The 19,713-nt window shown below is 60.8% G+C and carries 18 protein-coding genes and 2 pseudogenes; 8 read left to right on the top strand and 12 right to left on the bottom strand.

The features are described 5' to 3' along the window. Complete coding sequence (locus BLJAPNOD_RS26185; protein ID WP_115422009.1) at positions 1 to 1,128, top strand: ABC transporter permease; 1,128 nt, start codon at positions 1 to 3, stop codon at positions 1,126 to 1,128. A 351-nt stretch (positions 1,129 to 1,479) separates the two neighbouring features. Here BLJAPNOD_RS26185 and BLJAPNOD_RS26180 read toward each other — a convergent pair whose 3' ends face one another. The 9 genes from BLJAPNOD_RS26180 to BLJAPNOD_RS26140 form a co-directional block, all read right to left on the bottom strand. Then, on the bottom strand, positions 1,480 to 2,391 hold the full coding sequence (locus tag BLJAPNOD_RS26180) for a ribose-phosphate diphosphokinase (RefSeq protein ID WP_115422008.1): 912 nt from the start codon (positions 2,389 to 2,391) through the stop codon (positions 1,480 to 1,482). Beyond that, complete coding sequence (locus tag BLJAPNOD_RS26175; RefSeq protein WP_115422007.1) at positions 2,388 to 3,974, bottom strand: thymidine phosphorylase; 1,587 nt, start codon at positions 3,972 to 3,974, stop codon at positions 2,388 to 2,390. The genes BLJAPNOD_RS26180 and BLJAPNOD_RS26175 overlap by 4 nt, the downstream gene beginning before the upstream one ends. 37 nt (positions 3,975 to 4,011) lie before the next feature. Beyond that, positions 4,012 to 5,283 (bottom strand): MFS transporter, encoded by a 1,272-nt coding sequence (locus BLJAPNOD_RS26170; RefSeq protein ID WP_115422006.1) that lies wholly within the window; start codon positions 5,281 to 5,283, stop codon positions 4,012 to 4,014. After that, positions 5,280 to 7,706, bottom strand: a complete 2,427-nt coding sequence (locus tag BLJAPNOD_RS26165) for a heavy metal translocating P-type ATPase (RefSeq protein WP_115422005.1) — start codon at positions 7,704 to 7,706, stop codon at positions 5,280 to 5,282. The genes BLJAPNOD_RS26170 and BLJAPNOD_RS26165 overlap by 4 nt, the downstream gene beginning before the upstream one ends. A gap of 60 nt (positions 7,707 to 7,766) precedes the next feature. Further along, the gene (locus BLJAPNOD_RS26160) at positions 7,767 to 9,209 is read right to left on the bottom strand and encodes a multicopper oxidase family protein (RefSeq protein ID WP_115422004.1); all 1,443 of its coding nucleotides are present in this window, start codon (positions 9,207 to 9,209) and stop codon (positions 7,767 to 7,769) included. Between the two features lie 133 nt (positions 9,210 to 9,342). After that, positions 9,343 to 10,011 carry an isoprenylcysteine carboxylmethyltransferase family protein gene (locus BLJAPNOD_RS26155; protein WP_115422003.1) on the bottom strand — a complete coding sequence of 223 codons (669 nt, stop codon included), beginning with the start codon at positions 10,009 to 10,011 and terminating at the stop codon, positions 9,343 to 9,345. Between the two features lie 2 nt (positions 10,012 to 10,013). After that, positions 10,014 to 10,340, bottom strand: a complete 327-nt coding sequence (locus tag BLJAPNOD_RS26150) for a DUF2933 domain-containing protein (RefSeq protein WP_115422002.1) — start codon at positions 10,338 to 10,340, stop codon at positions 10,014 to 10,016. A gap of 131 nt (positions 10,341 to 10,471) precedes the next feature. Then, complete coding sequence (locus BLJAPNOD_RS26145) at positions 10,472 to 10,789, bottom strand: DUF5676 family membrane protein (protein WP_115422001.1); 318 nt, start codon at positions 10,787 to 10,789, stop codon at positions 10,472 to 10,474. A 134-nt stretch (positions 10,790 to 10,923) separates the two neighbouring features. After that, on the bottom strand, positions 10,924 to 11,343 hold the full coding sequence (locus tag BLJAPNOD_RS26140; RefSeq protein WP_115422000.1) for a hypothetical protein: 420 nt from the start codon (positions 11,341 to 11,343) through the stop codon (positions 10,924 to 10,926). A 254-nt stretch (positions 11,344 to 11,597) separates the two neighbouring features. On the opposite strand from BLJAPNOD_RS26140, the gene BLJAPNOD_RS26135 reads away from it, so the two are divergent. The 4 genes and pseudogenes from BLJAPNOD_RS26135 (at position 11,598) to BLJAPNOD_RS26120 (ending at position 16,045) form a co-directional block, all read left to right on the top strand. Continuing rightward, positions 11,598 to 12,884, top strand: a complete 1,287-nt coding sequence (locus BLJAPNOD_RS26135; RefSeq protein ID WP_115421999.1) for a hypothetical protein — start codon at positions 11,598 to 11,600, stop codon at positions 12,882 to 12,884. Positions 12,885 to 12,901: 17 nt separating this feature from the next. Next, positions 12,902 to 13,165, top strand: coding sequence for a hypothetical protein (locus BLJAPNOD_RS26130; protein ID WP_147294588.1), 264 nt, complete (start codon positions 12,902 to 12,904; stop codon positions 13,163 to 13,165). Between the two features lie 4 nt (positions 13,166 to 13,169). Further along, positions 13,170 to 15,522: pseudogene (locus BLJAPNOD_RS26125) on the top strand (phosphoketolase family protein). Positions 15,523 to 15,805: 283 nt separating this feature from the next. Then, positions 15,806 to 16,045 (top strand): hypothetical protein, encoded by a 240-nt coding sequence (locus tag BLJAPNOD_RS26120; protein ID WP_115421997.1) that lies wholly within the window; start codon positions 15,806 to 15,808, stop codon positions 16,043 to 16,045. 113 nt (positions 16,046 to 16,158) lie between these two features. On the opposite strand, the pseudogene BLJAPNOD_RS26115 reads toward BLJAPNOD_RS26120, so the two are convergent. Both BLJAPNOD_RS26115 and BLJAPNOD_RS26110 read right to left on the bottom strand, forming a co-directional pair. Next, positions 16,159 to 16,392 (bottom strand): annotated as a pseudogene (locus BLJAPNOD_RS26115) (EF-hand domain-containing protein); the annotation flags it as partial. 121 nt (positions 16,393 to 16,513) lie between these two features. Then, positions 16,514 to 17,122: a Spy/CpxP family protein refolding chaperone gene (locus BLJAPNOD_RS26110; protein ID WP_115421995.1), complete on the bottom strand. Its 609-nt coding sequence runs from the start codon at positions 17,120 to 17,122 to the stop codon at positions 16,514 to 16,516. Positions 17,123 to 17,338: 216 nt separating this feature from the next. Between BLJAPNOD_RS26110 and BLJAPNOD_RS26105 the strand changes: the two genes are divergently transcribed. Both BLJAPNOD_RS26105 and nirK read left to right on the top strand, forming a co-directional pair. Beyond that, entirely contained in the window at positions 17,339 to 17,560 is a 222-nt protein-coding gene (locus BLJAPNOD_RS26105) for a heavy-metal-associated domain-containing protein (RefSeq protein ID WP_115421994.1), read from the top strand. A 203-nt stretch (positions 17,561 to 17,763) separates the two neighbouring features. Continuing rightward, positions 17,764 to 18,831 carry a copper-containing nitrite reductase gene (gene nirK / locus BLJAPNOD_RS26100; protein WP_115421993.1) on the top strand — a complete coding sequence of 356 codons (1,068 nt, stop codon included), beginning with the start codon at positions 17,764 to 17,766 and terminating at the stop codon, positions 18,829 to 18,831. 43 nt (positions 18,832 to 18,874) lie between these two features. On the opposite strand, the gene BLJAPNOD_RS26095 is transcribed toward nirK, so the two are convergent. Further along, positions 18,875 to 19,309 carry a cytochrome c gene (locus tag BLJAPNOD_RS26095; protein WP_335925561.1) on the bottom strand — a complete coding sequence of 145 codons (435 nt, stop codon included), beginning with the start codon at positions 19,307 to 19,309 and terminating at the stop codon, positions 18,875 to 18,877. Between BLJAPNOD_RS26095 and BLJAPNOD_RS36145 the strand changes: the two genes are divergently transcribed. After that, the gene (locus BLJAPNOD_RS36145) at positions 19,293 to 19,712 is read left to right on the top strand and encodes a hypothetical protein (protein ID WP_237244044.1); all 420 of its coding nucleotides are present in this window, start codon (positions 19,293 to 19,295) and stop codon (positions 19,710 to 19,712) included. The genes BLJAPNOD_RS26095 and BLJAPNOD_RS36145 overlap by 17 nt on opposite strands. Position 19,713: the final 1 nt, after the last annotated feature.

Genomic DNA, 19,713 nt, shown 5'->3' with positions numbered 1-19,713 from the left:
ATGAGACGATGGGCACTGAACGTGTTTCGCCTCGGTCTCAAGGAGGTCATGAGCCTCTCGCGGGACGTGGTGATGGTCGTTCTCATCATCTATGTATTCACGGTTGCGGTTTACGCCATGGCGACCGGCATCAAGACCGAGGTGAGCAATGCCAGCGTGGCCATCGTTGATGCGGATCGCTCGACGATTTCGTCACGCATCAGGGATGCGCTGCAGCCGCCCTACTTTCGCGCACCGCGCGATATCGACCGCTCGGAGGTCGATGAACTCATGGACAAGGGCGTGTATACGTTTGTTCTGGAGATACCGCCGCGCTTCGAAGCCGATCTTTTGGCAAACCGGCGCCCGTCCATTCAGATCAATGTCGACGCGACGGCGGTGAGCAACGCCGCCGTCGGAACGGCCTATATCCAGGAAATCATTGCCCGAGAGACGGAGAGCTTTCTGCACGAGCACGGCGAGAGCCAAGCCGTTCCGATCGAGCCCGTCATCCGTGCGCTGTTCAATCAGAATCTCGAAGCGGTTCGCTTCAACGCGAGCATGGACATCATCAACAATGTGACGATGCTCGGAATCATTCTCGTCGGGGCGGCCGTCATGCGCGAGCGAGAGCACGGCACCATCGAACACCTATTGGTGATGCCGGTGCGGCCGAGCGAGATTGCCGTAGCGAAGATCTGGTCGAATGGCTTGGTCATCCTGCTGGCGGCTGGCCTCTCTCTTCACGTTGTCGTGCAGTTCGTGCTGCAGATACCAATCATCGGCTCGGTCGAGCTCTTCCTAGCTGGAACCGCCGTCTATCTCTTCGCGGTAACGTCGCTCGGCATCTTGCTGGCCACGATCGCCAACTCGATGCCACAATTCGCGCTGCTGGCGATCCCGGTCTTCGTCATCATGTTCTTGCTGTCGGGCACGTTCACGCCGTTTGAAAGCATGCCGCCTCTCCTGCAGGACATCATGTACGCCGTGCCATCGACGCATTTTGTGAAATTCGCGCAGTCGATCTTGTATCGAGGAGCCGGCCTCGATGTCGTCTGGATGGACCTGACGATCATGGCCGGGTTGGGCGCGGCGTTTCTTGCAGCCGCCTTATCGCGGTTCAGGACAATGCTCACACGGCAGTCGTAGGGGGGCGTTCGTGACAAAATGAAGCGGCGATTGCCATTTCCAGGTCCAGAGGCTGTGGACGCACATGGCCTCGGGCTACGATGGCGAATCCGCGTCAATAATGTGACAAACGTAATTCCATTCCGGCGCAGTGACTACTGTTCTTCGATGTAGGGATGCCTCGGCGGACTCGCCGGAGGCATTCCCTGACCAGGGCCTACCGGTGCAACTTCGCCGCGATGCGGATGTAACTGGCGGTTCGCAGCCGGCTCAAGGTGGCCACCTGGCGCCGCTGGGAGTCCTCCTTGATCGTCACACTCTGATCTCACTCCGGGGAATCGGCGACGCATGTAAAGCGGGCGAGCACTGTGATCACGATTTTTCCTTTGAGGGTGCATCTCCGAAAAGTTCAATGCTGGCCTGGGCCAGCAAGCCGGCGATGGAAATTGCGTTTGACGGATGGGGAATTGAGTCCGTGCTGACGACACGGGCAGGCCCGGCTGCGAGCAGTTGCTCGTAGGCGTCCTGGGCGAAGACGGGATGGATACCGACACAGACAGCAGGAGGAAGGCCCAACCGCTTCAGGTGACCGAGGGTTTCGATCGCTGTCCGGCCCGACGAGACTATGTCATCAACGATGACGGGGGTTCGGCCGCGGGCCGCACCGATCGAGGGAAGGCACACCTCGACGTCGCGGTCACCCCGGCGGTTTTTTGTCAAGACCTGATACGGAACCCCGGCGCGGTTGGCGATATCGGATACCCATTGACCGCTTTCGCTGTCGGGACCGATGAGGACCGCGTCGGGGACGTTGTCTCGGATCCAGTCGGCGACCAGCGAAGCCGTGGCCACCCGGCGGACCGGGATTTTATACAGACCGGAAAGCTCGGGATTCCTGTGCAGATGGGGGTCGGCCGTTACCAGCCAATCGAAATTCTCTTCGAGAAATCGTGCAAACAATGGTGCGCTGACGGCTTCGCCGGGATTGAACCGTTTATCCTGGCGCATGTAAGCCAGATATGGCGCTATAAGTCCGACGGAGCAAGCTCCGAACTCGCGCGCTGTCGCCGCGGCGAACCGCAAAGGAAGGGCAAGTTCATCGGGATTGCGCAAACTGACGACAAGCGCGACATCGACGCCGGCGAGAGCTTCATCGATCGCGACGAGGGACTCACCATCCGGAAAGTGGCGCCAGTCCAGCCGTCCGGCTCGCGAACCAAGTAAAGGGGCCATCGCGTCTGCCAGTGTTCGCTGCAGCGGGAAGGGAAGGAGCACACGGGTCATTGTGTGACTGCAACCTCGAATATGTCCGGATGGACCGAAGCATACTCAAATGCGTATTCCAGTTCTCCGGGTGATTGTGAGTGGACGTGAAACAGCGGCTCACCGGCGTGGATGCCGTCGCCAATCCGAACGCGGGAAACAACCCCTGCGGTGGCGCCTCGAGGAGCTCCGGCGACCTTGGCGACCTTTGCAAGCTGTCGGTTGTCGATCGCCTGGATCTGGCCGGTCCGGTTGGCGAGAACCGGACGAGTGTGGGGAGCCACTCCTGGCTCGGCAAAGCCACCCTGTGCCTCGCAGACCGCGAGAAACTTGCGCAAAGCGGCGCCGCTGTCGAGCAGCATGCAGGCGATGGCCCGCCCGCTGCCGGGCGCGGCCCCGGGTGCGGCATCAAGCAAGGCGCCGGCAAGGTCGAGCGCACGGCTGCGCAGGTCGCACGGCGCTGCTGCGTCCTTGCGCAGTACGCTCAGCACATCTTCGGCTTCAAGGGCGGGACCGATGCCGTACCCAACGGGTTGGAGGCCATCGGTGCGCAGCATCGAGAGGTTAAGTCCGAGCGCCTGCGCTGTCGCAAGGAGTCTTGCCTCGAGGAACGCAGCGGCGGCGGAAGAACGCACCTTCGCCGTGGGTCCGATCGGAATATCAATCAGCACGTGGGTGGAGCCAGCCGCAGCCTTGTTCGAAAGCACACTTGCGACCAGTTGTCCGTCGCTGTCGAAGTCGAGCGGACGCTCGATGCGGATGAGGACGTCGTCGGCCGGGCTGAGCCGGACATTGCCGCCCCAGACTATGCAGCCTCCTTCGCGCTCGACCACGCGTCGCATGGTATCGAGGTCCAACGCCACCGGTGCCATGACTTCCATCGCATCGGCGGTGCCCGCGGGGGACGTGATCGCAAGTGAGGACGTCTTGGGGATCCGGTGACCGGCGGCAGCAACGATCGCAAAGACGATGGGGGTGGTGCGATTTCCCGGAAGGCCGCCGCCGCAATGTTTGTCCAGCACCGCGCCGCTGCCCCAGTCGATGCGTTCCCCTACTGCGAGCATCGCTTTGGTGAGCGCGACCGTCTCCTCCTTGTCGAGCCTGTCGCCGGCGCAAGCCGTAACGAATGCCGTCAGTTCGATATCCGACAGGCGGTTGCTGACTGTGTCGCGCATGAGAGCGAGGAAGTCCGCCGAGCCGAGCCGCTGGCCGAAGACCTTCGCACGTAAGGCCGGCGCGGAATAGCCTTTCCGCTTCGCATACCTTGCCTCTTCTTCTTGAAGGTGGCCGCTGTCGGGAAGCAGCAGAGAACATAGCTCGGCAGTGGCGGGCGTGCATATCACCTCGCCACGAAAGCCGTTGCGGACAAGGGCAGGAATGTAGCCCGAATGATCGAAATGAGCGTGAGTCAGCAGTACCGTATCGATCGTTTCGGGCGGCACCGGGAACGCCGCGCGATTTCGATCGCGCAGCTGCTTGTAGCCCTGAAACAGACCGCAGTCGATGAGGACGCGGCGTCCATCCGCTTCGAGCAAATACCGCGATCCGGTTACCGTCCCGGCGGCGCCGAGAAATTGAAGCGAAGGTGAGGAATGTCGTTTCATGTGGCTCTCCAAACATTTGGCAAGGCTCTTAGGACGCCTATTCTGGAACGTTCCCGGTGGAAACGGCGCGAGGGTCAGCCGTCACCGGCGCCATTAGCCGCGGCAGCTTCAGGCTTGCCATCGCAGCGACCCCCATCGCCACGGCAGCGGCAAGGAAACCGGCGCCTTGCAGGCCGTAGAAACCGAACAGCAGACCTGCGCCTGCAGAACCCACCGACTGCCCGAGACTTACCGTTGCCGACTGAATGCCAAGTTCGACGCCCTGGCTTCGCGCTGTGATCCGCGTCACCCAGAAGGCGAGCAGCGGACTGATCACCCCGGCGGACGCAGCGACAATGGAAACCGCGAACAACATCTCGCTGAAGCCGGTAATTGATGGAATAACCGCCAGACCGATCGCCATCACCAGGAAGGCTGGTGCAACAAGCACTCTTGTCGCTGCCGGCTTGACGAGTGGCGAAAAGACAAGGCCCTGCACCGCAAACATAACCACGCTACAGGTCGCGAACGTAAAGCCCAACTCGGCGGGAGTCATTGTGAGTTCATTATTGCGCAGAGTGAGGCCCACCTCGAATGCTCCAAGTCCCGCCGCGGCTACAGAGGCAAGGGCGAGCAGACGTATCTCCCCGGGCACGAAAGTTGATGCTTCGCGGTTCTTCGTTTCAGCAGCGTCGCCAGTCACTCGGCCTCCAGGTAAGATCAACCTCACGCCTCCGGCTGCGGCCAAGGCGAGGCCGGACGCAAGAAGAAAGGGGGCAGCCTGTAGGGAGGAAGCCGCTCGGCCCGAGCCAAAAGCCCATCCGGCAGCGAGGCCGCCGAGCATGGGACCGAGCAGAAAGCCCGCAATCGATGCCATACTGATCCAACCGAAGGTTCTGGCACGACGATCATCGTCACCTGTCGTGTCGGCAATGAATGCAAGGGCTGTGGGCACAACCGCGGCAGCGAAGGCGCCGTTCAGGATTCGTCCGATATAGAGAAAGAGTAAGTTCGGTGCGAGCGCCGAAGCCGCCAAAGTGACGGCGAAGCCGATCAGCCCGACGATAAGGATGGGTCGGCGCCCGAGCAAGTCCGACACCCGCCCCCACAGGAATGCGACAGCCATTGGCGCAGCGACATAGGCAGCGGTCAGAAAGCCGATGTGCCGCGCGTTGAATGTCGGGTCTACGGGGTCAGCAAGTCGTTCGACCATTTTCGGCAGGACCGGTAGGACGATCCCATAGCCGAGCGCAACGATGAAGGCCGAAGCCAGAAGTGCGCCCAGGATCCATGATGACGCGGGCAGGGGAGGTCTTGCAGTCCCGCTCATGCCGGCGCCCCGGTCGGCTGCTCATGAGCGGCGCTTGCGGCCGTCGATGCGGCGGCGGGACGAATGCCCTCGAGCCTGGTTCGCTTGAGCAGAAGAGCGTTTACGGCCACAAGGGCCGAGCTGCCCGACATTGCCAGCGCGGCGATCTCGGGGCTCAGGAGGAAGGGGTAGAACACGCCTGCCGCAAGCGGGAACGCGACGACATTGTAGCCGACCGCCCACCACAGGTTCTGATGCATCTTGCGCAATGTGGCCCGTGACAAGGTCATTGCACCGACCACGTCATAGGGATCGCTCTTCATCAGCACGATATCGGCGCTTTCGATCGCCACATCGGTGCCCGCGCCGATGGCGAATCCGACATCGGCCTGCGTTAAGGCTGGCGCGTCGTTTACGCCGTCGCCGACCATGCCGACCTTCAGGCCCTGTCCCTGCAATTCCTTGATCTTTTCGGCCTTCTGCCCCGGCAGGACATCGGCCAGAACGATGTCGATGCCGAGAATGCCTGCGATGCGCTTGGCAGTCCCGGCATTGTCGCCCGTAAGCATGGCGACGCGGACGCCTTGCTCGTGGAGCTTCTTGATGGTGCCGACGGCGGTCGGGCGCGGGGCATCGGCGATGGCGATGAGCCCAAGAAGATTGCCGGAGCGTGCCACGTGAATGACGGTGCGGCCTTCGCCCTTGAGCGCTTCAGCCTTCTCGCCGAGCGCCAGCAGGTCAATCTTCTGCTCGTCCATCAGGCGCCGGTTGCCGAGGAAAACCTGATCTCCCCCGATGACGGCGCTGGCGCCCTTGCCCTCGATGTTGAGGAAGCCGGAGACCTTGGGAATTTCCAGGCCCTTGGCCCGCTCGACGATGGCGACGGCCAGCGGATGATCCGACCCCTGGTCTACGGCGGCTGCGATTTGCAAAACCTCGTCGGGCGAAACACCGGGCGCGGGCACGGTTTCGACGACCTTGGGTTGGCCCATGGTGAGCGTCCCGGTCTTGTCGAAGACGATCACGTTGAGTTTTGTGGCCTCTTCGAGCGCAGCCGCATTCTTGAACAGGATGCCGTTGGATGCTCCGAGGCCGGTGCCGACCATCACCGCCATCGGCGTGGCAAGTCCGAGGGCGTCGGGACAGGCGATAACAAAGACCGTGATCGTCAGCGTTAGAGCGAACAGCAGCGGCTGGCCGAGCCACCAGAACCACACGACAAAGGTCGCAAGGCCAACGACGATCGCGGCCAGCACCAGCCACTGCGAGGCGCGATCGGCAAGCAGCTGGGCCGGCGCCTTCGAATTCTGTGCTTCCTGGACCAGCTTGACGATCTGAGCCAATGCCGTGTCGGCACCCACTTTGGTGGAGCGGTAGCGCAGCGTGCCGCTCTTGTTGATCGTGGCACCGATCACGGCATCACCGACCTTTTTTGTGACGGGCATGGACTCGCCGGTGAGCATCGATTCGTCGATGGTCGACTCGCCCTCGATCACTTCGCCGTCGACGGGAAGCTTGTTGCCAGGCCGCAGCACCACGATGTCACCGAGCACGACGTCGGCGGTCGCGACTTCGATCTCCTTGCCGTCCCGGACGACGATGGCCTTGGGCGGCGCCAGATTCAGCAGCGCCCTGATCGCGGCGGAAGCGCCCGCCCGCGCACGCATCTCCAGCCAATGGCCGAGCAGGATGAACACAAGCAGCACGCTCGCGGCTTCATAGAATTGCTGCCCTTCGAAGAAGAACGTCGCGCCGACGCTGAAGAGGTAACCGGTGCCAACGCTCAGCACCACCAGCACCGCCATGTTGAGGACGCCGTTCCGCAAGGCTCGCCATGCGGCAACCACGAACGGCCAGACCGGATAGAGGATTGCCGCGCTGGCCAGAAAGAACATTGCAAGATCTTCGCTGAGACCGAAAGGGGGGGCCAGCCAAGGCTCGCCCATTCCCATGGGCTCCATGGCGAAGATGGGAAGCGTGAAGACCAGGCTGACAAGGAACCTGTTCCGCATGTCGCTCACCATGTCCTGCATGTCCATGCCGGCACCGTGTCCCATCTCATGGGCCATAGCGTCATGGGGCACCTTGGCTGCGACCGTTCCCTCCCGTTCGCCTGGTGCCACATGGATCGTGGCGGCGTGCTCCGCGTGGCGGTGTATGTGTCCGGAGGGCGCGCGCGGATGCCCGGGAGGAACCGTTGTGCTGCCGGACACGCAAAGGTGCCGTGGCACAGTCTCGCCCCTGCAGTGAAACCCGCAGGTTTCGATTTCGCGGGCCAAACTCTCAGTGTTCGTCCGCGCTTCGTCGAATTCGATGGTTGCGCTTGCCGAGCCAGCGTTCATGGCAACGCTGGCAACACCCGGCAGGGCTGCGAGACGCTTTTCGATCGCGACGAAATCCAGCATGCCAAAAAGGTCACGTACTTCCAGCGTCGCCTTCTTCATGGTCAGTCTCCTATGGTTCGGTTTTGCCGCTGCGGATAAACACCGCGATCCGCAAATGTCTTAGGCTCGATAGGCGAAGGTCGACATCATCCCGGTCGCCATGTGGTAGAGGTGGTGGCAGTGGAAGGCCCATTGGCCGGGATTGTCGGCATCGACGGCGATCGTCACCGAGCGATTGGGGGGCAACAGGACAGTGTCTCTCACGGCGCCTGCAAAGCGCTGCCCATCGATCGCGACCACCTGGAAATGATGGCCGTGCAGGTGCATTGGATGTGCCATCATGCTGGTGTTACGCAGCGTCACTTCCACGCGGTCGTCCGGATCCACGACGAGCGGCGGGTTCGACTGCAGGCCCCAGCGGTAGGCGGCCATGTCACCGGTGAGCGCTATATCGAACGTTTTGTCAGCAGGGCGCGACGCCAGTGGCGCGGCGGCCCGTAGCTTCGCCTCAAGCAGCAGATCTAGAACCGGGGCGTTGTCATCTCCCGCCGTCGCGATCTTTGCCACCGCCGAACCGGCCGGACGCAGGATGACGCCGGACCTTTCCTTGCTCCCCTCGCGCAACGCCAGGATAGGGAAGAAGCGTGGTTCGCGCGGAAGCTGCAGGCGGACGTCGATGCGCTGTCCCATCGTCATCGGAAATCGACGGCCTTTGATCGGCTCGATATCCTGACCATCGACCGCGATCAGTTCGCCTTCTAGTTCGCCGAAATCGATCGTGAACGCCGTCGCGGTCGCGCCGTTGATGATACGCACCCGCGCGCGGCCGCCGGCTTCCATCGAGACGACCTCGGGATCGTCCAGCGTGCGATCATTGGCCAGATAGGCGTCGTATTCGATGTCGTTGATGTCCATTGCCATGGCTTGGCCACCATGGTTCATCCCAGCCATCGCATCCGTTTGCGCCCCCTCCATGTCCATCCCGCTATGGATCATCGGCATGGCGGCGCCGATATTTTTGCCCTGCAACCCCGCCAGCAGTTCCTCCGGCGATGAGAACGAGAAGTCGTGAAGGAGAATGACAATCTCCTGCTCGTCCCTTTCATCATCGGTGGGATCGACGACGATCAGCGGGGCGGCAAGAAGTGCCTGCTCCTGCAGTGTGTGGGCATGCATCCAATGGGTGCCCGGCTTGCCGACCGGAAAGTTATAGCCGCGTTCGGCTCCGGCGGCGATGAGCGGGAGCGGCGCGTCCGGCACGCCGTCGCTCGCCCAGGGCGGCGTCAGCCCGTGCCAATGCATGATCGTTGACTCGGCAGTCTCGTTGCGGAGCAGGACATTGAAGGCATCCCCCGCCCGCAACCGGAGGCCCGGCGTGCCGTCGGCCTGTTGAAGGCCGAAGACGCTGGCCGCCTTGCCGTTCACCTCGATCGTGCGGCGGATAATGCCAAGCCGCATTTGGCCGGCCGACTGACCAGCGAACGTCGGCCTGAGCGAGAACGCTGGCGCCGCAAGAACTGCGGTCCCAGTAAGTGCGCTTTTAAGGAAATCTCGGCGCTTCATCATCGCCTCCTGGGGTTTTGAGCTCCTAAATCTCGGAACTCACGGTTTCATTTAGGACAACAAAGCCAACATTCGACCTGGCAGAAGTGCCGTCGCTGCAATATCCCTGCCCAGGATGACGCAGCGAGGGTGATCAATGCGTGCGGGGCCTGTCGGCAGCGCCGAACAACCTATTCAAGTGCGGGAAGAAGGCGGGCACCCGGGCCGCGTAACGGCCGTATGCTTCGCCGTACTCCTTCCTTGCCTCGCGCTCTTCCACGAAGGAAAGCCGCACATACATCGCTACCAGGATCGGGAACATCGCGAGGGTCAGCAACGTCGGCCATTGGACGAGAAAACCCAGCATGACCAGAACGAAGCCGACATACTGCGGGTGGCGAACATAGCTGTACGGGCCGCCGGTCGCGAGGAGACCTTGACGCTGTGCTTCGTAGAGCACTCGCCAGGCGGCCGAGATCAGCACGAATCCGCCACCAATCAGGATGAAACTAACAATGTGGAACGGGCCGAAATGCGGGTTCAGCCGCCATCCGAACATCATCTCCAGGAGATGGCCAGCATCATGCGAGAACCAGTCGATGCCTGGGAACCGCGATTGCAGCCAACCTGAAAGCAGATAGATCGTCAGCGGAAAACCATACATCTCTGCAAACAGCGCCACCAGGAAGGCGCTGAACGCGCCGAAGGAGCGCCAGTCACGGCCTGTTCGAGGCTTGAAAAAACTAAAGGCGAACAGGATGAAAACCGCCGAATTGACGATGACCAGGCCCCAGAGGCCATAGGCTTGAGATTGCTCGACCATGGTTATGCTCCTTTTCCGCGTGTCGAACCGTTTTGCGCGCCCGGATCGGGTTCCTTCTGCTGGCCATGCCCCCCGTGACCGCCGTGCCCACTGTGGCCGCCATGCATGAACATGTGCAGCAGAGGACAGGCCAACAGCAGCAGGATGGGAACGAAGCCGAGGGCATGCACCCGGTGCTCAGAGAGAAGGAAAAAGGCGGCGATTATGATGAACGCAATCGTGACAAGCCCTACCTTCGAAGTCCAAAACCCACGCGGCCTTGGCTCGAGCTCGCGCTCCGGTTCAGGCCCGGCCGGGTGATCAGCCGGATGTAGTGTATGCGGGTTCATAGGTTGGGCTCCTTCCACTGGTGAGTTGATAGAGGTTGGGTGCACGGGGGCCCGGCGACTATCACGCCACCCACAGCGAAAAATACCGGCGGGAAAGTCCATGAATTGCCTGCAGGTTTCATAAACGATCCTCAACTTGACGCGCTGTTTCCCGGCGGCTGCGTGGGTCTATATCGGCTCCCGCTGGCGACGGCATTGTAGATCGAGGCGTACACGACACCCGCGGCGAAGCCGACGATGCCCAGGCCGACAACGCCGTAGAGAACACGTCCAGCACTCATTGGCGCAGTCGATTTGACCGCGCCAAGATCAAGTCCGTGGGTGAACGCGCCGAAGAAATCGAGTGTAGCGTTCGGCCAAAACGCGAAAGTCAGAGCACACAGCATGCTCAGAAGCGCGAACGTGACGCCCAACGCGATACCGACGAACAGAGTGCTAAGCTTGTTCATGGGAGTTCCCCACTTATTCGGCCCGCTGCCTGGGCCGTTCGCACACCCGGTGATCGGTGTGCGAGCAGCCCGCTTCGCCGAACCCGGCGAGGCCTTCGCGGACCATTGGTGGAATGACGACCCTGCTGGTTCTGTCAGCCAAACAGATCCGAGAACCGCGATGCCGCAGCTTCAGGCGAAGTTTGTGGAGGTCGTAGAAGAGCCTCGGGATCGATGCCCGCTGCTAGGAGCCCGGCATCCACGATGCCGTATGCGGCGATTGACGCCCAATCGAGAGCCTTGCATCCGCTGGTTAGGGAAACGGCCGCAGCGCAACAACCTGATCCAGCCGAAGGCACGCAATTCATGCAGCAGACTTGCCTGCAACCGTTTTTGTGGCTGTCCTGGTCTGAACCGTGCGCGGGACGTGCTATACCGTCACCGGCAATGGCGAGTTCGACAGCGATACCCGAAGTATATCCGGCAGGACCAGCTGCGCTACTCACCATCGCGCTGCCCGCGATCAGGATGATCGCGGCGAGCAGGAAGCGGAGGTGAGTCAGCGTGAGTTTCATTTTTATAGTTTATAGAGCATATCACGATCCCACTTTGATACAAATCAAAGTCAGAACATGTCGAGCGCCGTAAATGGCTAGATAATCCTGGGACGCTGACTGGATGTCTGTCTTGACGTTCTGAACGGTAAAGCTCGGAAATGGATCACAAGTATCATGCGGCTGACGGCCAGTCGCGACAGCAAGCGGCTGATGCGGCAAGCTGTCACCGCCCTTCCTTTATGAGAGCGGCCAATAGCAGGCGAGGACGAGACATGAACGTCAAGGTTCCCGGTCTGGCAGCGGCAAGCCGTTGCGCGACAGCGCGGTTTAACCGGAATTGCTTCTGCGTTACCCTCGACCGCGCAGCGCTTGGGGCGGCGCTGAATCACGAGGCCGGCGACACCGGTTTCTACGAAGCTTTCATCGAGTCCCGGCCGCATCTGTTTTCCAATGTCCCCGTCTTCCTCTCCAGGTCCGCCATCGAAGAGATGGGCGGGATTGTCGATGCCATTGAGGCAGCGACGAAATTGCCGAGCTACCGCGAGACCGTCCTCTCCTGGGCCCCCGAAATCGCGCAGCAGGATTTTGGCCCCGCCGGGGCGCTGATGGGTTACGATTTCCATCTCGACAATGATGGCCCCAAGCTGATCGAAGTCAACACCAATGCCGGCGGTGCGTTCCTCAATGCGCTGCTGGCCAAAGCTCAGAGGTCCTGCTGCGCTGAACTCGACCAAGGGCTGGTCGGCGCCAGAGACGATGATTTCGAAACCCGGGTTGTCGCGATGTTCGGGGACGAATGGCGGCGTCAGCGCGGCACCGGTTCGCCACGACGAATCGCGATCGTCGATGATCGGCCGGAGGAGCAATATCTCTATCCTGAATTCGTGCTCGCCAGGCAGTTGTTGTTGAAGCACGGTATCGACGCTGTGATTGGCGACGCGAGCGAGCTGCACTATGAAGGCGGCAGGCTCCGGCTCGCCGGCCATAAGATCGACCTCGTCTATAATCGCCTGGTCGATTTTGCACTGGACCGCCCGGAGCATACAGCACTCAGAGCGGCGTATCGGGAGGGCGCCGTGGTGGTTACGCCCAATCCGCACAACCATGCGCTTCTTGCGGCCAAGCGCAATCTGACGCTGTTGTCCGATCCGGCCGCGATGGAAGCCGTTGGCCTTTCTGCAGACATGCGCCTGCGTCTTGCCGGTGTTCCGCGGACCGTTCTGGTCACGCCCGACAGTGCGGACGTTCTTTGGCGGGCTCGCAAGGACATGTTCTTCAAGCCGTTCTCCGGCCATGGTAGCAAGGCGGTCTACCGCGGCGACAAGGTGACGAAAGGGGTGTGGGCCGAGATCACCCGGGGTGGCTACGTGGCCCAAGCCTTTGCCGCACCCGGGCAGCGCATTATAGAGCTCGATGGAACACCCACGTCGCGCAAGATGGACGTGCGGCTCTATACTTACGATGGCAAGATGCTGCTCGCGGCCACTCGGCTTTACCAGGGCCAGACTACCAATTTCAGGACGCCGGGCGGCGGCTTTGCCCCCGTGCTGGTGGTCTGAAGATGCAGGGACCATCGGTGCTGACGATCAACGGCGGCTCGTCGAGCATCCGATTCGCTTTGTTTACGACGGCGCAGTCTCTAATTCGGCGACTGCATGGCAAGATCGATCGGGTCGGCCAGCACGATACCAACCTGGCCTTCAAAGATTTGGCGAGCGGTGAGAACCAGAGCCACGCCATTGGCGCGCTCGACCACAGGCTAGCCGCGTTCCTGATCGAAGAACTGGCGCGTGTCGCCGGCGAAGAAGAAGCCTCCGGCTGTGTAATCACAAGGAATTAGGCACATGAACGAGCCGCTCTCGCCAGACCTCCTCCGCAAGATGCACGCCTACTGGCGGGCTGCCAACTTTCTGTCCGTCGGCCAGATCTATCTGCGCGACAACCCGCTGCTCCAAGAGCCGCTGCATTTGAAGCACGTGAAGCCGCGGCGCTTGGCCATTGGGGCACGACGCCGGGGCTGAATTTCATCTATGTCCATCTCAACCGGATCATAAAACAGTTCGACCTCGACATGATTTATGTCGCGGGACCGGGGCACGGCGGTCCGGGTCTGGTGGCCAACACCTATCTCGAAGGCACTTACAGCGAATTCTATCCGGATATTTCCCAGGACGAAGACGGCTTGAAAAAACTATTCACCCAGTTTTCCTTTCCTGGTGGCATTTCGAGCCATGTCGCCGCCGAGACGCCAGGTTCGATCAACGAGGGCGGCGAACTCGGCTATTCGTTGATGCATGCCTATGGCGCCGCCTTCGACAATCCGGACCTGTTGGTTGCATGCGTGGTGGGCGACGGTGAAGCCGAGACCGGTGCATTGGCCACCAGTTGGCACTCCAACAAGTTTCTCAACCCGGGGCGCGACGGCGCGGTGCTGCCGATCCTGCACCTCAATGGCTACAAGATCGCGAGCCCGGCAATCCTCGCGCGGATCAGCCGCGAGGAACTCGAAGCGCTGTTCCGCGGCTATGGATACAAGCCATATTTCGTCGAAGGCGATGATCCGGAAAAGCTCCATCAACTCATGGCCGAAGCGCTTGATCAGATCGTCGGAGAAATCCGGCAGATCCAGTCGGATGCGCGGGCCAACGGTTTTGCCGGACGTTCGGCTTGGCCGATGATCGTGCTGCGCACGCCCAAAGGATGGACCGGACCCAAGGAAGTGGATGGAAAGAAGACCGAAGGGTCATGGCGCTCGCATCAGGTTCCGTTGGCCAATCTGGCTAACGACCCCAGCCATCTTGCTGTGCTGGAAACCTGGTTGCGGAGTTATCGACCGGAAGATCTATTCGATGAAAAGGGCAGGCTTACCGCAGAGTTGAGGGCGCTTGCACCCGAAGACGACCGCCGGATGGGGGCGAACCCGCACGCCAATGGCGGGTCGCTCTTGCGCGATCTGAAGCTGCCCGACTTCCGCGATTATGCCGTCGATGTGCCTGCTCCAGGCAAGCCACCCGCGTCGCGGGCGTCTTTCTGCGCGACGTCATGAAACTCAACATGGCCGAACGCAATTTCCGCGTCTTCGGCCCGGACGAAACCGAATCCAATCGTCTGTCAGCATTGTTTGAGGTCACCAGCCGTGCCTTCACCGGCGAACTCGTTGAAGGTGACACCCAAATCGCGCCCGACGGCCGGGTGATGGAAGTCCTGAGCGAGCATCTTTGCCAGGGCTGGCTGGAGGGGTATCTGCTCACGGGCCGGCATGGATTTTTCTCCTGCTACGAAGCTTTCATCCACATCGTCGATTCGATGTTCAACCAGCACGCCAAGTGGTTGAAGGTTTCGCGTGAGGTTCCCTGGCGACAGCCCATCGCGTCGCTGACCTATCTGCTCACGTCCCACGTTTGGCAGCAGGATCACAATGGCTTCAGCCATCAGGATCCGGGCTTTATCGACCACGTAGCGAACAAGAAAGCCGACACCATTCGCGTCTATCTGCCGCCCGATGCCAACACGCTACTCTCGGTCACCGACCATTGCCTGCGCAGCCGCAATTACATCAATGTCGTCGTTGCGGGAAAGGCGCCGGAACTACAGTGGTTGGACATCGATGCCGCGGCATCGCATTGCGCTATCGGCATCGGTGTATGGAAATGGGCCAGCAATAACGACGACGGTGAGCCCGATGTCGTGATGGCCTGCGCCGGCGACGTGCCGACGCTTGAGACGTTGGCCGCTGTCGATTTGATCAGGCAGCACTTTCCGGACCTAAGCGTCCGCGTCGTCAACGTCGTCGACTTGATGGCCTTGCAACCTCCAAGCCAGCATCCTCATGGCTTGGGCGATGGCGAATTTGACGAGATGTTCACCAGGGACAAGCCGGTGATATTTGCCTATCACGGCTATCCGACACTGATCCATCGGCTGACCTATCGGCGTACCAACCATCAGAATTTTCATTTCCATGGGTACAACGAAGAGGGAACGACCACGACACCGTTCGATTTGGCCGTGCTCAATGAGATCGACAGGTTTCATCTGGCCGTGGATGCCGTTAACCGCGTGTCGCGTCTCGGCTCGCGCGCGGAGCACTTTGGCCAAATCATCCGCGAGAAGCTGGCCGGTCATACGCACTACATCAACTTGCACGGTGAAGACGTGCCCGAAATCCGCAACTGGTATTGGGGAGCGGCGGAATGAGGCTTCCTATTCGCGGGCCCGCGTGCGAGCGTACGGTCGCCGAGTTCCCTTATTGATGGCCAGAAGGTCAGCTAGGAGATTGTGAAGGACAACAGATCCGACAAAATGTCGGCTGATCAACTTTGGACGCTCAGACTGAAGATCGTGCCGATCCAACTGAGCTGCGCGAAAGTTCCGCAGCGTGATTGCGACAGCCGGAATTAAGAGCTACCATTTGCGTGCCGATCGTCGACACGGCGCATTCCGCGGGCCGGGATATGGCCGGGATATGGGAGAAACGGCCATGTTACGTTCAGTTCTGCTTGCCCTATTATTGTCGGTCATCCCCGCGACCGCGTTTGCCAATGAATGCCCGAGCATCATGACCGCGATCGATGCGGCCTTGCCGACCGCAACCCTCGCAGAGCCCGATATGACGAAAGTCAAGGAGCTGCGCTCCAAAGGCGAAGAATTGCACGCTGCCGGCGATCACGCCGGATCAATGGCTATGCTCAACCAAGCCAAAAAGATGCTCGGCATATAATCCTACCGACATCACAGCGCCCGTGGATGTAGGTGCGATAACAAGGGATCAGAACCCGCGAAGGAGGATATTGACGAGTCGTCATGGTAAAAACGCATCGAGAATTGGATGCGCTACTCGCGCATAAACGTCCTCATTTCCTCGGGCGTGATCTTGGGGTTTTTGTCGGCGTCCACCTTGTCGAAGATTCTTTTGTGGATGGTGGTTACTTCCTCGAATGAGAGCGCGCCGTCCCCATCGGCATCCGCGATGGCGAACACGAGCTTCATCATTTGCCCGCGCATTGTGCCCATGGGCATTCCCGCCATCATTCCGGATTGCATCATGTTCCGGCCGATCATGCCTGGCTGACCAATTTGCATTCCTTGGTCTTGCCCGGTTGCACCGTCAGCCTCGGGCGTTTGTACCGCCTGAGCGGATGTCATCTCGTTCTCCTTCTTAATGTGATTTCCAAGTGGTCGGTGGTCCCTACATCATGCCCATCATGGGAGGCAGGAGCAGCTTGTCGGCCATCTGCTTCTGCTCCGTCCCGAGCGATTGATAGAGAGGGGCAAGGGCAGCCTTCAATTTCCGCACGCCTTCAAGACGGCTGTTCAAATTGCTCTCCCGGCGTTCGAGACGCTGCAACGGGGTCGCTGCGGCCCCGCCCGGCGTGCCCATGGCGTCTGGCATTTGCATCATGCCTTCCTGCATGCCGCCGGCATTGGCACGCAGAATGTCGGCGAAGACGTTCCACGACGCCTCCTGCTCCGGCGTTATCTTGAGTTCCGTCTTCAGGAACGCGATACGTCCCTCGACATGTTCGGGGGCCATCATCTCGGCCATCGGCCCCATGCCCGGCAGTCTCATTCGTCCCGGTCCGCCAGCCATCATCCGCATCATGTTGCCCATCATGTCGCCCGACATCATGCCGCAGGACATCATCGAGCTCGGGTCCGCACCGGAATCTGGCGGCTGGGCCATTTGCTCGCTCGTCTGCCCTACAGAGGTCTCGGGATGGTGCGCGTCTTCAGCAAAGGCCGGCGTCGAGAGCATGAGCACTGTACCCGCCAGCAGGATTGTCCGCAGTGTCGTCATTTCGCTTCTCCTAAGCTCCGATAAACGACTGGTCTTCAGGGTACGACGGCTGAGACAGTTCACATTGACGCAGATCAAGCTCTGATCAGAAGTCGCAAGGTGCGCGAAGATGAAGAAGAACAACGCGCAGGAGAGAGATTCTGTCGGCGGCTATTGACCTTGCCATCGTTGGAAGCACCACATTCCACCATATCATTTTCCACGAGGAGATCTCGAATGTACCATCTCAACATCCCCGACATGACCTGCGGACACTGCGCCGGAGCGGTCGAAAAAGCGGTGAAGTCGGTCGACCCCAACGCCAAGGTCGCCGTCGATCTCGATGCCAAGACCGCATCGATCGACTCTCCGGTGTCCTCCGACGCATTTGTTTCCGCGATCGAGGAAGCGGGCTACCAGGCCTCCTTCAAGAAGTCCTGCTGCGGCCCCGTGGCTTAAAGCATAGGGATACGCCGCCGTCATGCCGGAACACGCCACTCAAGCGGCGCGAAGAACGAGAGTTCGGCCGCAGATGTTGGCGGCGTACCGCATCAAATGATCACGATCTCGCGAGCACTTGCCGTCCTTGCGGCAGCTCAAAGATCTCAGGACCGGGGAGGTCTTGACTGCTTTGAGTACAAGCATTGCACAGGAGCTTCCCCATGAGACGTTCATCCAGACCTTCACATGCAATATTGGCACTTGCACTCCTGGCTGCGACCGGGACGTCAGCCATTGCTGCAGGTTCCCACGATCATCCGACAGAGAATGGCAGCGCCGAGGCTCCGCTTGATGTTGTCCGTTCTGCCCTCGACCTGGCACCGCCGATTGCAAGAAGCGAGCCAGCGACCATCACGGTGAAACTGGACACGGTCGAGGTGACGGGCCAGCTTGCAGACGGCGCGGCCTATCACTACTGGACGTTCAACAAGAAGGTTCCAGGTCCGTTCGTGCGTGCCCGAGTGGGCGACACGATCCAGGTGGAACTGTCCAACCGTGCCGACAGCAGCGAACGCCACAGCGTCGACTTCCATGCAGTGACGGGGCCTGGCGGCGGAGCGGTCGCGACGGATGCCGCACCGGGCGAGACCAAAGGCTTCTCGTTCAAGGCCTTGAAGCCGGGTCTTTACGTATATCACTGTGCGGTGCCGCTTGCCGCTCATCACATCGCCAACGGCATGTATGGCTTGATCCTCGTCGAGCCGTCAGGCGGTCTGCCGCCGGTTGACCGGGAATTCTACGTCATGCAGGGCGAGGTCTATACGGCGCAGCCGTACGGCTCCAAAGGGAAGCTCACGGAGAGCATCGACAGGCTGCTGGATGAAGACCCAGAATACTACGTGTTCAACGGAGCCGCCAACGCGCTTACTGGCGACAATGCTCTATCGGCCAAGATCGGCGAGACAGTTCGCATCTACTTCGGTGTCGGCGGTCCGAACAAGACATCCAGCTTCCATGTGATCGGAGAAATCTTTGACAAGGTGTACCAGTTGGCTTCGTTGACGACGGAGCCTCTATCCGATGTCCAGACGATCACTGTGCCGCCCGGAGGCGCGGCCGCGGTCGACATGAAGTTGGAGGTTCCAGGCGAATACGTCCTGGTGGATCACGCGTTGTCGCGGGCGGCTCGTGGGTTGGTAGGCAAGTTGGTCGTGAGCGGCGAGAACCGGGCCGAGCTGTTCCAGAACCTATCGCCTGTTACGGGCCAGGTGGAGCACAGCGCTCATTGAGCGAGCCGCGGCCCTCGTGAGCCAGTCCTGGCCACGACTGCCGCTACTCGCCCTTAACTCGAAACTTGGCGTGGCAGGAGGTGCAAGTCTGCAGCATCATGTGGAAGGCGTGCTCGGCCGGCATTTTCATCGGGTCCGGAGCTGCCGCCTTCCTCTTGGCGAGCGGCCCACCCATCATCACGTCGCCGCCTTCCATTCGCATGTCGGGAGCGAGAACAGCCGGATTGCGGTCGGCTGCGACTGAAAGCGCCGACGCATAAGCGCCAAGTTCGGCCGCCAGCTTGTCGAACGTTGGCCGATCGGCCTCGATGCTGGCGCTGGCCTTGGAGCCTTCGACGATGACCGGTGCTTCGAACAGGACCGAAAGCCTTTCCCCGGAATGGATCCGGATGGTCTCGACGGCGGTTTTGAACGCCTTCGCATCGTAACGCGATGCGCCCTTGAACATGGCGTCGATGCCCTTGGCGGCTGCCGCCATCGCCTTCCTGTCCTGCTGTCGCTCGGCCACCTTCGGTGACGTCGAGCGCGTGCAAGGGAATTGCCGGCCGTCCTGGTTGCAATTGTTTCTGGTCGTGCCGGTGGCAGAGGCGGCCCCCATCAAATGCGGGCCACATATCGGCGGAAGCGAACATGTCGTTTCCCCGCAGGTGAAAGCCGATCTCCACGCAGAGAAAGAAACAGGAGGCCAGAAAGCGTGCTGCAAACGCATCTGCAGCCTGCGCTACGCGTTGTTCCCGGCTCCGATCTTCGGCGAAGTCACCCTGAATTCCGGCAGTCGGCGGGACCTCGCCCCCAAACCGCCCATTTACGGCATCACCTTCCGCCCCGCCATCGGCCCTCCTCGATCCATCAACGAACCTGAATTGTACGCGGCGGTGTGAT

Origin of the sequence: Ensifer sp. M14 (assembly GCF_003355565.1) — a bacterium.
Classification (GTDB): Bacteria; Pseudomonadota; Alphaproteobacteria; order Rhizobiales; family Rhizobiaceae; genus Ensifer.
Note: the sequence above shows the minus strand (reverse complement) of the source record. Positions and strands in the feature narration are given on the sequence as shown.